Origin of the sequence: Kineococcus sp. NPDC059986 (assembly GCF_040702905.1) — a bacterium.
Classification (GTDB): domain Bacteria; phylum Actinomycetota; class Actinomycetes; order Actinomycetales; family Kineococcaceae; genus Kineococcus.
This window is the reverse complement of the sequence record NZ_JBFBND010000004.1, coordinates 84,815-97,356: the sequence shown is the minus strand read 5'-3', so window position 1 is coordinate 97,356 and position 12,542 is coordinate 84,815. Positions and strand designations below refer to the sequence as shown.

The following is a 12,542-nucleotide window of genomic DNA, read 5'->3' as shown; positions in this document are numbered from 1 at the left end:
GATCCTCACACCCGGTCCTCACAGGTGCGGGGTCAGGGCGGTGACGTCGGGCAGGACGAGGTGCGCCCCGGCCTCCTGCAGCGCGGCCCGGTCGTGGGCGCCCGTGAGCACGCCGACGACGAGCCCGGCCCCCGCGTTCAGTCCGCACCGCACGTCGCTGACGGTGTCGCCGGCGACCGCGACGGCGGACACCGCCGAGACCTGCGCGCGCAGGGCGGCGGCCAGCACGAGGTCCGGTGCGGGCCGGCCGCGACCTACGTCGGCGGGCGAGAGGGCGCCGTCGACGAGGTCGCGCCAGCCCAGCGCGTCGAGCAGGACGTCCCGCGTGGCGGGGGCGAATCCCGTCGTCAGGACGACCCGGATCCCCCGCTCGGCGGTTTCGCGCAGGAACTGCGTCGCGCCGGGAACCTCCTGCGCCCCGTCGGCCGCGACGAGTTCGGCGTACGCGTCCTCGAAGGCGGCCGTCGCGCGGTGGGCGGCGGCGACGTCGCCGCCACCGAGGTGGGTGAACACGTCGAGCTTGGACTGCCCCATCGTCGCGCGGACGTGGGCGAGCGCCTCCGACCACGGCATCCCCCGGGCGATGCCCGTGCGCTCGTGGGCGAGGGCGAACGCGCGTTCCACCACGCCGTCGTCCTGGACGGTCGTGCCGGCCAGGTCCAGGACGAGCAGTTCGGTGCGGGTCACGGGCGATCTCCTCCGACGGCTGATCGGACGACGTCCTCGGCGAGGCCGAGACCGGTGGTCATGCCGATGCCCGTCGTCACGGTCGCGACGACGACACCGGGGGCGGGGCGGGCCACGAGGAACTCCTCGGGCCCGCTGGCGTAGACGCCCTGCCAGCGTTCCAGGACGCGCGGGCGCGGGACGCCGAAGAGGTCTGCAGCGCAGGCGAGGAGGACCTCGTTCGCCTCCTCGGACTGGAACGGGTCGACCCCCGGGCCGCGGCGGTGGGTGTCGCCCAGCAGGAGCGACCCGTCGGGTTGCTGCGTGGCCATGAGGTTCACGTCGAACGCGGCCGCGCGCGGGTGCTCGGCGTGCAACCGCTCCCGGACGGCCACCGCCTCGGGCAGGTCGGCGAACGCGCGGTACCGGACGAGGGACCACCCCGTCAGCAGCGGTCCGGGCAGCGGCGCCGGCAGACCCGCGTCGACACGGAGCATGTCGAGGGCGCAGCGCTGGACACCGGCCGCCTCGGCCAGGCCGGGGAGCAGGTGGTCGAGGTCGTGGTTCACCGCGACCACGACGAGGCCGGCGGTGAGCGTCCCGCGGCCGGTGACGACCCGCCCCTCCTCGACTCCGAGCGCGGGTGTTCGCCACCGGAACCGGACACCCCGGCGTTCGAGGTGGGCGGCGAGCGCCGCGGCGGCCCGGCGGGGGTCGACCTGGAGGTCGGCGGGCAGGTGCGCACCGCCCACCGCCCCGGCGACGGCGGCGCGAGCGGTGAACTCCCCAGCGTCGAGCAGGTGCACGGGCGTTGCGTCCGGGGCGCGCTCCGCGGCCGCGGCGAGCAGGGCGACTTCGTCGGGGTGCCGGGCGACGACCCAGGTGCCGTCCTGCCGCACCGCGAACCCCGCGTCGTGGCCGAGCCGGATCCACCGTTCGCGTGCCGCGCGGGCGTACTCCCAGGCCCGGCCGGTCTGGGGGGTGAGGCAGACGTGGCCGAAGTTGCGGACGGTCGCCCCGGTCGCGGCGGGCGAGCGGTCGAGCACGGTCACCGACAGACCCCGCCGGTGTGCCGCGTCCGCGACGCCGAGCCCGACGATCCCCGCACCCACCACGACGACGTCGCTGTGGTCCCGGTCGTCGTGGTCCACCACCAGCACCTCCGGAAGTTGTCTACCCAACTCAAGCAGAAGCGTCCGGAGATGTACACCTCGGCGCGGTCGTCGCTACGGTGCCGCGGTGAGCGTCTACCAGCAGATCGCGGACGACCTGCGGGAACGCATCACGTCCGGGGACCTGCGCCCCGGCGACGACGTCCCCACCGAGGGCGAGCTGGCCGCCCGGTGGCGCACGTCGCGCGGCCCCGTCCGCAACGCGCTCGCGCTGCTGCGCGCCGAGGGCCTCGTCGAGTCGACCCGGGGCCGCCCGAGCCGGGTCGCCGCCCGCACGGTGCGCCACCCCGTCGACACCTCGGTGCCGTTCACCCGCTGGGCCCGGGAGATCGGCGCCCGGCCGGGAGCCCGGACGCAGTCGGTGACGCTGCACCGGGTCGATGGCGACCGCGCCCGGCTCCTCGGGGTGGACCCCGGCGACCTCGTCGTCGACGTCCTGCGGCTGCGGACGCTGGACGACCGCCCGACGATGCTCGAACGCCTGACCTACGTCGAGGACGTCGGGCGCCTGCTGCTCGCCGAGGACCTGGACGCCGTGTCGATCACCGAGGTGCTGCTGGCCCACGGGTACGACGTGGGCGACGTCGACCACGAGATCGACGCGGTCGCGGCCGACGAGGACGACGCCCGCCTGCTCGAGGTGCCCACCGGTTCCCCCGTCCTGCGCCTGCGGCGGTTCTCCTGGTCGGGCGGGCGCGTGTTCGAGGCCGGCGACGACCGGTACCGCAGCGACGTCGTCCGCTTCACCGTCGCGACGACCGGCCGACGGCGCCCGACGGGACCGCACTTCGTCCGCCCCGTGGGGCGCTGACGCGCGCCGGGTTCAGGTGACGGTTCACGCGACCCGGAACACCGGCCAGCCGATCTCGGTGCGCCACGCAGCCGGGTCGCTGTCGTCCCGGGGGCCGACGCGGTAGACCTCCCGCACGGGACCGGCCACCGACATGGCGTTCTGCACGACCCACGTCCCGAGCTGCCCGTAGGTGACGTCGACACCGTCGTGCTCCCCCGCGTGGGTCGTCACCGCCAGTTCCGCCGCGGGCAGGGTCGCGGCGTGCACCCGCCCCGTGCGCGGCGGTTCCGCGGTCGGCAGGTACAGCAGGGCGCTGCCGCGTCCCTCCTCGAACAGGGCGTTGTCGAACACGCCGCCGGGCGGGCCCGTGACGCCCGCCCCGACGACGGCCTGCAGTTCGGCCATCGCCCCGGCGAACCAGGCCGGCAGGTCCTCGGTGCCGATGACCGCCTCCACCGCCGCGACCGTGCGGGCGGGTTCGGCCCGCACGTCCACCGCGATGGGTGCGGGGTCGGGCTGCAGCAGGCGGCGCAGCGAGGTGACCGCCGCCCGCGTGCGGTCCAGTTCCGCCTCCAGCCGCCGCAGGTGCTCCGCGACGAGCGCCGAGCGCACCCCCGGGTCCGGCGTGCGCAGGATCCGCTGCACGTCGGCCAGGGGGACGTCGAGTTCGCGCAGGCGGTTGATGACCTGCGCGGTGGGGATCTGCTCGACGGCGTAGTAGCGGTAGCCAGTGGCCTCGTCGACCACGGCGGGTTCGAGCAGCGACCCCTCGTGGTAGCGGCGCAGCGTCCGCACGCTCAGCTGGGTCAGGCGCGAGAACTCCCCGATGGTCAGCACCCCGCCAGTCTGGAGGCTCCCCCAGGGGGAGGGTCCAGCGCTTGACCCTCCGTCGGCGCGAGGCCGCACGGTCCTCCCATGACACACCCCGAGACCCACCCCGAGACCCTCCCCGCCACCGTCCGCCGGTTCCTCGCCGCCAGCACCGTCCACGACGCCGACACGACGTCGGAGCTGGTCACCGACGACGTCGTCGTCGTGGACCAGGGCGAGACCTTCCGCGGCCGCGACGAGGTGCACGCGTTCATCCGGGACGCGGGCGCCGAGTTCGAGTACACGACCCATCAGACCGGGTTCCACCGCGTCGACGACACGCACTGGGTCGTGACCCTGCGGCTCGAGGGCACGTTCCCCGGTGGCGTCGCCGACCTCGACTACCGGTTCACGCTCCGCGGGGACCGCGTGGCCGAACTCGTCGTCGGCAACCACGAGGCGGCGTGATGAGCACCGGCGACACGGGCATCGACACCAAGGACCGACTCGACGGCCGGCGCGCCCTGGTGACGGGCGGGTCGAAGGGCCTGGGGCGGGCCGTCGTGGCCCGCCTGCGGGAGATGGGCGCCGACGTCTGGACGACGGCGCGCACCCTGCCGACGGGGTACGACCGCCCCGACCGGTTCATCGCGGCCGACACCTCCACGGTCGAGGGGGCCCAGCACGTGGCCGACCGGATCACCGAGGCGGTCGGCGCCCTGGACGTCCTCGTGCACGTCGTCGGCGGTTCCACGACACCGCCGGGTGGGTTCGCGGCCCACGCCGAGGAGAACTGGCTGGCCGAGCTGAACCTCAACCTCCTGGGCGCGGTGCGCCTGGACCGGGCCCTCCTGCCGGCGGTCGTCCGGTCGGGGTCCGGGGTCGTGGTGCACGTGACCTCGATCCAGCACCAGCTCCCGCTGCACGACGCGACCCTGCCGTACGCGGCGGCCAAGGCGGCGCTGCGGACGTACAGCAAGGGCCTCGCCAACGACCTCGCCCCCCGCGGGGTGCGGGTCAACGCCGCCAGCCCCGGCGGCATCTCGACGGAGGCCTACGGGGACTTCATCGGGCGCCTCGCCGACGGCGGGGGCACCACCCGGGAGGCCGCGGAACAGGCGCTCCTGGAATCGCTCGGCGGCGTGCCGCTGGGACGGTTCGCCCGACCCGACGAGGTCGCCGACGTCGTCGGGTTCCTCGTCTCCGACCGCGCCTCGGCCGTGGTGGGGGCGGAGTTCGTCGTCGACGGCGGAACCGTGCCCACGGTGTGAGTCGCCCGGTCCCGCGCGCACAGCCTCACCCCTCGCCCGCCCCGGCGGGGAGGTGGTGGGAGTTGTGCATGAGGCCGAGGAGGTTCCCGAACGGGTCCAGGACGCAGGCTCCCCGGAAACCCTCGCTGAAGTCCCGTGGGGGCTGGAACGGCCTCGCTCCGAGGTCCAGCGTCCGGGCGAGGGCGACGTCGAGGTCGTCGACGTGCCAGTACAGGACCACTCCCCCGGGGCGGTCCACGGCCGGCACTCCCCCGAGGTCGGCGGCGTACCGCGCGTTGAGGATCCCCAGCTCGTGCTGCTGGTCCCCGACGCGGAACTCGGCGTACCAGGGCTGGTCGAAGTACGGCGCGAACCCCAGCAGGTCCGCGTACCAGCGCTTGGCGCCCTCGAAGTCCTCGGCCAGCAGCGCCACGGTCGACATCCCTCGCAACATCACGTGCTCCTCGCTCGTCCGGGTGGTTCCGTCGAGGTCCACGCTCGCGGGTGAAGTGCTCACCTCCTGAGCACTTCTGGTGGCACTCTCGTCCTGTGCGCGCCGACCGCCTCGTGGCCGTCCTCCTGCTGCTGCAGACCCGCGGGCGGGTGACGGCCGCCGAGGTCGCCGCCGAGCTCGAGGTCTCCCTCGCCACGGCCCGTCGCGACCTGGAGGCCCTGTCCACCGCCGGGGTGCCCGTCTACCCGCAGCCGGGGCGCGGCGGGGGCTGGTCCCTCGTCGGTGGCGCACGCACCGACCTGTCCGGACTGACCCGCGACGAGGCGCAGGCCCTCTTCCTCACGGCCGGCCCCGCGGCGGGCGACCCGCGGACGCGCACGGCGCTGCGCAAGCTCGTCCGCGCCCTGCCGGGCACCTTCCGCGCCGAGGCCGAAGCCGCGGCGGCGGCCGTCGTCGTCGACCCCGACGCGTGGGGCGGCTCGCCCGCGTCCCGGCCGGAGCTGGTGGACCGGTTGCAGCGCAGCGTCGTGACCCGGCACCGGGTCGAGCTGACGTACGCCTCCCGGCGCGGCCGGAGCCGGCGGGTGGTCGAACCGCTCGGCCTCGTGGCCAAGGACGAGACCTGGTACCTGCTGGCCGACGGCCCCACGGGTCGCCGCACGTTCCGCGTCGACCGGGTGGAGTCCGCGCAGGAGACCAGCGAGACGTTCGCGCCGCCGCCTGACGTCGACCTCGCCACGGAGTGGGACCGCGTCGTGGAGGAGGTGGAACGGCGCCGCTCGACGACGACGGCCACCGTCCTCGTGGCCCAGCGCTTCCTGCCCGTCGTCCGCCGGCAGTTCGGGCGGCACTGCACGGACGTCGCGGACGCCGGCGAGGGGCGGGTCCGGTGCCGACTCGCGGCCCCCACCGCGCTGGACCTGGCCCGCACACTCGCCGGGTGGGGTGCCGACCTCGAGGTCCTGACCCCGGACAGCGTCCGGGCCGAACTCGCCCGCCTGGGCAGGGAACTCCTGGCTCTCTACAACGTTCCACCGACTGTTGGCAGCGCACCTGCGGACGTGCCATCGTGACGGCTCGACCGGGGTGACGACGGAGTCTCCAGGAACGGGGAAGTCGGATGGTGGACGAGATGGGCACCGAGGAGGCGCTGGCGCTGGCCCGCGAGCTCCTCGGGGACGTGGACCAGCGGTTCGAGCACGTCTCCACGGCGGCCAGGACCGCCACCGAGATCGCGCGCACCGTGCCCGCCGAGGACCGCGAGCTGCTCGTCACCGCGGTCGTCCTGCACGACATCGGCTACGCGCCCTCCGTGCAGCGCACGGGGTTTCACCCGCTGGACGGCGCCGACCACCTCAAGGGCCTCGGCTGGCCGCTGCGCGTCGTGAGCCTGGTGGCCCACCACAGCGGGGCCCGCTTCCTCGCCCGCGCCCGCGGCCTGGAGGACCTGCTCGACGTCTACCCCGACGAGGGGGGCCCGGTTGCCGACGCCCTGCTCTACTGCGACATGACGACGACCCCCGACGGTCGGCGCGTGCCCTTCGCCCAGCGGCTGCACGACCTGCACGCGCGGCACCGCGACGCCCCCGAGGTCGAGCGCCGGGCCCGGGCCGAGCGCGAACCGTTCCTGCGGGCCTCGGTCGCCCGTGTCCAGGCCCGGCTCGGCCCCGCGCGCTGACGGGCGGGCTCAGCCCGGCAGGTCCAGGGTCGCCAGCGTCGGCTCGCGACCGGCCTCGATGTGGGCGAAGGCCAGCGACTCCGCCAGCCGTTCGTTGCCGGCCCGCAGGGCGTCGAGGATCGCCGCGTGCTCGTCCTCCTGCTGGTGCAGGTCCGGGCCGCTGGTCGGCAGGAACAGAGCCGACTGGCTCGCCCTGCGGGAACAGTGGTCAGGGTCGGACGGTCGCCGTCAGACGGTCGCGCCCTCGAAGGCCTCGGCCGTCAGCTGCACCGAGCGCAACCGCGCCGGCGTGGACAGGGCCTGGTGGGCGACGATGAGTTCGTCCGCCCCGGCCTCGCGGGCGAAGTCCTGCAGGTACTCGCGGACCTCGGGCGGCGTGCCGACGGCGGAGTAGTGCTGCATCTGCTGCACGTGCTGGCCCGCGGCGGTCTCCATGAGGATGTCGACCTCGGCCTCGGTGTACGTGCGGCCACGGCCGAACAGGGCCGTGGCGAACCGGCGCTGCACCTGGGCGAACGACTCGCGCGCCTGCGCCGCCGTGTTGGCCGCGACGACGTTGACGGCCGCGATGACGTGGGGTTCGGCGAGCTGGTCCGAGGGCTGGAACTCGTTGCGGTAGGAGACGACCGCCGCGCGCAGCTGCTGCGGGGCGAAGTGGGACGCGAACGCGTACGGCAGCCCGAACCGGGCGGCCAGGTGCGCCCCGAACGTCGAGGACCCGAGCACGTAGAGCGGCACCCCGGACCCGCCGCCGGGCGTCGCCTGGACGCCCGGGACCCGGGACCGGCCCGCGAGGTAGGCCTGCAGTTCCAGGACGTCCTCGGGGAACTGCGCCGACTGCGACGGGTCGCGGCGCAGCGCGTAGGTGGTGGCCTCGTCCGAACCGGGGGCGCGCCCGAGGCCGAGGTCGATGCGCCCCGGGTACATGGCCTCGAGGGTGCCGAACTGCTCGGCGATGCTCAGCGGCGAGTGGTTGGGCAGCATGACGCCGCCCGCGCCCAGCCGGATGGTCGACGTCTTCGCCCCGACGTGCGCGATGAGGACCGCCGGTGCCGAGGACGCGATGTGCGGCATGTTGTGGTGCTCGGCGTACCAGACGCGGCGGTAGCCGTGCTCCTCCGCGGTCTGCGCGAGCGCGACGCTCGCCGCGATGCTGTCGCCCGCCGACTGCCCCGGGGCGATGGGGGCCAGGTCGAGGACGGAGAGCGCGAGCGACATTGGGGCGACCTTTCGAAGGGTGTGGCTTCCGCAGGTGCCAACCGCGCGCAGGCCCCGTCGATTCCGGGTCACGGCCCCGTGGCCGTTGCCCCTGCCAGACTCGGGGTGTGGAGGCCGACGAGGTGGTCCGCCGCCTGCGGGCGGGCGGGAGCGTGTTCGCCGAGCGCGAGGCCGAGCTGCTCCTGGCCGCACCGGGGGACGTCGAGGCGCTCGTCGCCCGGCGGGTGGTCGGTGAACGCCTGGAGGACGTCCTGGGCTGGGCCGCGTTCGCCGGGCGCCGGTACGTCGTCGCGCCGGGGGTGTTCGTGCCGCGGCACCGCAGCACCGCTCTCGTCGACGCGGCGGCCGCGCACGTCCGCCCCGGGGACACCGTCCTGGACCTGGGCTGCGGGACGGGGGCCCTCGTCGGCGCGCTGACCGACCGGGTGCCCGGGCTCGTGGTCCACGCCGTCGACCTGCTGCCGGCCGCGACGGCGTGTGCGCGGGTGAACCTGCCCGGCGCGCACGTCCACACGGGCGACCTCTTCGACGCGGTGCCCGCCGGGCTGCGGTTCGACGCGGTCCTGGCGAACGTGCCGTACGTGCCGAGCGCGGAGATCGCCCACCTGCCCGCGGAGATGCGCGAGCACGAGGACCGGCGGACCCTCGACGGCGGCACCGACGGGCTCGACGTCCTGCGCCGCGTCCTGGCTGCGGCCGGTGACCGGCTGACTCCGCGGGGACGGTTGTTCACCGAACTGGACGCGGAGCAGACCGGGCCTGCCGTCGCGTGGGCCCGCGAGCACGGGCTGGACGCGGAGGTCCTCCCCGTCGCGTCCGGGGTCCTCGAGGACACCGAGGACGAGCAGGACGAGGAGGACGGCAGCCGGGTCGTCAGCGTGCGGGTCGGAACACCTCAGGTGGCCATGTCGACGAACCGCGAGTAGTGACCCTGGAACGCGACGGTGATCGTGTCCGTGGGCCCGTTGCGGTGCTTGGCGACGATGAAGTCCGCCTCCCCCGCGCGCGGAGACTCCTTCTCGTACATGTCTTCCCGGTGCAGCAGGATGACCATGTCCGCATCCTGTTCGATGGAGCCACTTTCGCGGAGGTCCGAGACCATCGGCCGCTTGTCCGTGCGCTGCTCCGGACCACGGTTCAGCTGCGACAGCGCGATGACCGGGACCTCGATCTCCTTGGCCAGGAGTTTCAGGGCACGGGAGAACTCCGAGACCTCCTGCTGGCGCGACTCGACGCGCTTGCCGGAGGTCATGAGCTGCAGGTAGTCGACGATGACGAGTTTCAGGTCCGCCCGCTGCTTCAGCCGCCGGCACTTGGACCGGATCTCCATGAGCGACATGTTCGGGGAGTCGTCGATGTAGAGCGGCGCCTCGTTGATGGAACCCATGGTGCGGGCGAACCGCGTCCAGTCCGCGTCGTCCATGTTCCCCTTGCGCATCTTCTGCAGCGGGACCCGCGCTTCGGCGGACAGCAGGCGCATCGCGATCTCGTTGCGCCCCATCTCCAGGGAGAAGATGACGGACGCGAGACCGTGCTTGATCGAGGCGGCGCGGGCGATGTCGAGCCCCAGCGTCGAGTTGTGGGTCGGGACCATCGACCGGCCTGCGAGGTACAGGTGGTCGTCGTTCGAGACCTCGACGCAGCGGACGGGGACGGAGTCGATCGCCACGACGGCGGTGACCTCGTGCCGGGAAGGGCGGACGGACCCGCCACCCGCTCCGACGAGCTGCGGCAGCACCGCGGGCGCGATCTGCACCGCTGCGCCCGCGAGGAGACCGACGCGGATCTGCTCCGTCGTCCGGACCACCGGGCGTCCGTCGACGTCGACGGGCCACTGGTGCTGCTCGTCCGCGACGATCACGCTGCCGTCGGAGAAGTGCACCTCGTAGCAGGGCCGGTCGACCATGACCTCAGTCGCGGCCACGACGGTCGTGGGACGACCGTCGGCGCCGAGGAGCTCGTCGCCGACGGCGACCTCGCCCATCGTCGTCCAGCCGGTGGGCGTCGGCAGGGGCGTGTCGAGAGCCAGGGCCTTCCCCACCGCCGGCCGCGCCGCGATGACGATCATCTGGCCGGGGTGCAGGCCGTTGGTGAGGTTGTCGAGGTCGGCGAAACCGGTCGGCACGCCGACCATCCCCTCGCCGCGGTGCGAGCTGGCCTCGATCTCGTCGATGGTCCCCTCGATGACGTCCCCGAGGACCGCGTAGTCCTCCTTGGTCCGCTTCTCCGTCACGGCGTACATCTCGGCCTGGGCGCTGTTGACGACGGCCTCGACGTCCATGCCGTCGGAGCCGTAGCCCATCTGCACGATGCGGGTGCCGGCCTCGACGAGGCGGCGCAGGACGGCGCGCTCGGCGACGATCCGCGCGTAGAAGGCGGCGTTGGCGGCCGTGGGGACGGTGGAGATGAGGTCGTGCAGGTACGGCGTCCCGCCGACGCGGGTCAGCTCGCCCTTGTTGGTGAGCTCGGCGGACACGGTGACGGGGTCGGCCGGTTCGCCCCGGGAGTACAGGTCGAGGATCGCGTCGTAGATGAGCTCGTGCGCCGGGCGGTAGAAGTCCTGGCTCTTGATGACCTCGACGACGTCGGCGATGGCGTCCTTGGACAGCATCATCCCGCCGAGCACGCCCTGTTCGGCGGCGATGTCCTGCGGGGGCATCCGGTCGAACGACTCGTTGCGCGACTCCCGGCCCCGGCCGCCGTCCCGGCCCCCGTCACGACCGCCGCGACCCCGGCCACCCCGCGGTCCGTCGTCCTCCGGGGGAGGCCCGAAGTCGACCGGTGGATCGTCGTAGGTCGTCACAGCGGCAGGCCCTCTTCCCTCGGAGACGTCCCCGCGACGATCTCCCGCCGCAGGTCTAGCGGACGGCTCCGACACGTCCTCGCGGCACAGTGACCGACCACCCCCGGACGGGTCAAATGCCCCTGTGCACAGGGCGGTGGACAGCCTGTGGACGGCCTGGGGACCGTTGTGCACAGGGGGTGGACAAGGTTGTGGACAAGTCTGGGACGAGGAGGTCCTCCTGGGGACGTCCTCGCGATCCAGTGGCCCTGAACTGCGACGATGCTGCCCACAGGTTGTCCACCCGGTGTGGAGAAGAGAAGGTTCGTCCGGACGAGGGGACGTTGGTTCTGTTGCGGTGGGGTAACGCTCTGTCCAGAAGGCTCAAGGTGACGGAGCGTGATGCCGAGATCCTCCGTCTGGCCGTCCCGGCGTTGGGCGCGCTCGTCGCCGAGCCGCTGTTCCTCCTCGCCGACTCGGCGATCGTCGGCCGTCTCGGCACGCTCCCGCTGGCCGGGCTCGGCATCGCCGGTGCCGTCCTGGCGACGGCCGTCAGCGTCTTCGTCTTCCTCGCGTACGGGACGACGGCCGCCGTGGCGCGCCGCCTCGGCGCGGGTGACCTGCGCGGTGCGCTGGCCCAGGGCGTCGACGGGTTGTGGCTGGCCCTGGGCCTCGGTGTCCTCGTCGCGGTGGCCCTGCGGCTGGGGTCCGGGCCGGTCGTCGACCTGCTCGGCGTGAGCGCGCAGGCCCGGCCCTACGCCCTGACGTACCTGCACTGGAGCCTGCCCGGCCTGCCGGCGATGCTCGTCGTCCTGGCCGCCACGGGGGTCCTGCGCGGGCTGCAGGACACCCGCACCCCGCTCGTCGTCGCCGGGGCCGGGGCGGTCCTGAACGCGGCCATGAACCTGCTGCTGGTCCACGGGGTCGGGTGGGGCATCGCCGGGTCGGCGGTGGGCACCGCGACCACCCAGCTGCTCATGGCGGTCGCCCTGGCCGTCGTCGTGGCCCGCGGCGTGCGGCGCACCGGCGCGCGGGTCCGGCCGCACCCCCTGGGTGTCCTGCGCAACGCCCGCGACGGCGTGCCCCTCCTCGTGCGGACGGTGACGCTGCGCGTCGCGGCCCTGCTGACGACCTTCGTCGCGGCGGCTCAGGGCGATGCGGGCATCGCCGCGCACCAGGTCGCGAACACGGTGTGGACGACGACCGCGCTCGCCCTCGACGCCCTCGCCATCGCGGCGCAGGCGCTCGTCGGCCGCTCCCTGGGGGCCGGGGACGTCGCAGGGGTCCGCGCGACGATCCGCCGCATGGTGCAGTGGGGCGTCGCCGTGGGCGTCGGCCTGGGGTTGCTCGTCGGCCTCACCAGTCCGCTGGTCGCCGGGTTCTTCGCCCCCGAGGGCGAGGTGCGGGACTTCCTCGTCGCGGCCCTCGTCGTCCTCGCCGTGTGCCTGCCGGCGGCCGGCTGGGTCTTCGTCCTCGACGGCGTCCTCATCGGCGCGGGTGACGGGAGGTACCTCGCGCGGGCCGGGATCGTCACCCTCCTGTGCTACGTGCCGGCCGCCCTCGCGGTGTTCTGGCTGGCCCCGCAGGGGCGGTGGGGACTGGTGTGGTTGTGGGTCGCGTTCGCCGGGCTCTACACCCTCGCGAGGCTCGTCACGCTCGTCCGTCGCGAACGGCGCGACGCCTGGATGGTCACGGGAGCAGGCCCTCGTTCCTGAAGTT

The 12,542-nt window shown here is 74.1% G+C and carries 13 protein-coding genes; 7 read left to right on the top strand and 6 right to left on the bottom strand.

What is annotated here, in order from left to right:
- Positions 1–18: 18 nt before the first annotated feature.
- Both AB0637_RS05290 and AB0637_RS05285 read right to left on the bottom strand, forming a co-directional pair.
- The gene (locus tag AB0637_RS05290; RefSeq protein WP_366170125.1) at positions 19–687 is read right to left on the bottom strand and encodes an HAD family hydrolase; all 669 of its coding nucleotides are present in this window, start codon (positions 685–687) and stop codon (positions 19–21) included.
- Positions 684–1,817 carry a TIGR03364 family FAD-dependent oxidoreductase gene (locus AB0637_RS05285; RefSeq protein WP_366170124.1) on the bottom strand — a complete coding sequence of 378 codons (1,134 nt, stop codon included), beginning with the start codon at positions 1,815–1,817 and terminating at the stop codon, positions 684–686. The genes AB0637_RS05290 and AB0637_RS05285 overlap by 4 nt, the downstream gene beginning before the upstream one ends.
- Before the next feature lie 88 nt (positions 1,818–1,905).
- Here AB0637_RS05285 and AB0637_RS05280 point away from each other — a divergent pair, with 88 nt between their 5' ends.
- Positions 1,906–2,649 carry a GntR family transcriptional regulator gene (locus AB0637_RS05280; RefSeq protein ID WP_366170123.1) on the top strand — a complete coding sequence of 248 codons (744 nt, stop codon included), beginning with the start codon at positions 1,906–1,908 and terminating at the stop codon, positions 2,647–2,649.
- 24 nt (positions 2,650–2,673) lie between these two features.
- On the opposite strand, the gene AB0637_RS05275 is transcribed toward AB0637_RS05280, so the two are convergent.
- On the bottom strand, positions 2,674–3,468 hold the full coding sequence (locus tag AB0637_RS05275; protein WP_366170122.1) for a MerR family transcriptional regulator: 795 nt from the start codon (positions 3,466–3,468) through the stop codon (positions 2,674–2,676).
- 78 nt (positions 3,469–3,546) lie between these two features.
- Here AB0637_RS05275 and AB0637_RS05270 point away from each other — a divergent pair, with 78 nt between their 5' ends.
- Both AB0637_RS05270 and AB0637_RS05265 read left to right on the top strand, forming a co-directional pair.
- A complete protein-coding gene (locus AB0637_RS05270) occupies positions 3,547–3,909 on the top strand; it encodes a nuclear transport factor 2 family protein (protein WP_366170121.1) in 363 nt (120 codons plus the stop codon).
- On the top strand, positions 3,909–4,712 hold the full coding sequence (locus AB0637_RS05265; protein ID WP_366170120.1) for an SDR family oxidoreductase: 804 nt from the start codon (positions 3,909–3,911) through the stop codon (positions 4,710–4,712). The genes AB0637_RS05270 and AB0637_RS05265 overlap by 1 nt, the downstream gene beginning before the upstream one ends.
- A 25-nt stretch (positions 4,713–4,737) precedes the next feature.
- Here AB0637_RS05265 and AB0637_RS05260 read toward each other — a convergent pair whose 3' ends face one another.
- Positions 4,738–5,208, bottom strand: coding sequence for a VOC family protein (locus AB0637_RS05260; RefSeq protein ID WP_366170119.1), 471 nt, complete (start codon positions 5,206–5,208; stop codon positions 4,738–4,740).
- Between the two features lie 32 nt (positions 5,209–5,240).
- Here AB0637_RS05260 and AB0637_RS05255 point away from each other — a divergent pair, with 32 nt between their 5' ends.
- Together AB0637_RS05255 and AB0637_RS05250 are read left to right on the top strand one after the other, a co-directional pair.
- Positions 5,241–6,218 carry a WYL domain-containing protein gene (locus AB0637_RS05255; RefSeq protein WP_366170118.1) on the top strand — a complete coding sequence of 326 codons (978 nt, stop codon included), beginning with the start codon at positions 5,241–5,243 and terminating at the stop codon, positions 6,216–6,218.
- 59 nt (positions 6,219–6,277) lie between these two features.
- Positions 6,278–6,823 carry an HD domain-containing protein gene (locus AB0637_RS05250; protein WP_366170117.1) on the top strand — a complete coding sequence of 182 codons (546 nt, stop codon included), beginning with the start codon at positions 6,278–6,280 and terminating at the stop codon, positions 6,821–6,823.
- A gap of 228 nt (positions 6,824–7,051) precedes the next feature.
- Here the strand turns inward: AB0637_RS05250 and AB0637_RS05245 are convergent, their stop codons facing one another.
- Complete coding sequence (locus AB0637_RS05245) at positions 7,052–8,041, bottom strand: LLM class flavin-dependent oxidoreductase (protein ID WP_366170116.1); 990 nt, start codon at positions 8,039–8,041, stop codon at positions 7,052–7,054.
- Between the two features lie 107 nt (positions 8,042–8,148).
- On the opposite strand from AB0637_RS05245, the gene AB0637_RS05240 reads away from it, so the two are divergent.
- The gene (locus tag AB0637_RS05240; protein ID WP_366170115.1) at positions 8,149–8,967 is read left to right on the top strand and encodes a methyltransferase domain-containing protein; all 819 of its coding nucleotides are present in this window, start codon (positions 8,149–8,151) and stop codon (positions 8,965–8,967) included.
- On the opposite strand, the gene dnaB is transcribed toward AB0637_RS05240, so the two are convergent.
- Positions 8,937–10,700 carry a replicative DNA helicase gene (gene dnaB, locus AB0637_RS05235; RefSeq protein WP_366170216.1) on the bottom strand — a complete coding sequence of 588 codons (1,764 nt, stop codon included), beginning with the start codon at positions 10,698–10,700 and terminating at the stop codon, positions 8,937–8,939. The genes AB0637_RS05240 and dnaB overlap by 31 nt on opposite strands.
- 512 nt (positions 10,701–11,212) lie before the next feature.
- On the opposite strand from dnaB, the gene AB0637_RS05230 reads away from it, so the two are divergent.
- Entirely contained in the window at positions 11,213–12,538 is a 1,326-nt protein-coding gene (locus tag AB0637_RS05230) for an MATE family efflux transporter (protein WP_366170114.1), read from the top strand.
- Positions 12,539–12,542: the final 4 nt, after the last annotated feature.

Bases quoted from the DNA above. Each gene is read 5' to 3' on its own strand.
- AB0637_RS05270 (WP_366170121.1), top strand. From the start codon at position 3,547: ATGACACACCCCGAGACCCACCCCGAGACCCTCCCCGCCACCGTCCGC.
- AB0637_RS05265 (WP_366170120.1), top strand. From the start codon at position 3,909: ATGAGCACCGGCGACACGGGCATCGACACCAAGGACCGACTCGACGGC.
- AB0637_RS05250 (WP_366170117.1), top strand. From the start codon at position 6,278: ATGGGCACCGAGGAGGCGCTGGCGCTGGCCCGCGAGCTCCTCGGGGAC.
- AB0637_RS05245 (WP_366170116.1), bottom strand. From the start codon at position 8,041: ATGTCGCTCGCGCTCTCCGTCCTCGACCTGGCCCCCATCGCCCCGGGG.
- dnaB (WP_366170216.1), bottom strand. From the start codon at position 10,700: ATGCCCCCGCAGGACATCGCCGCCGAACAGGGCGTGCTCGGCGGGATG.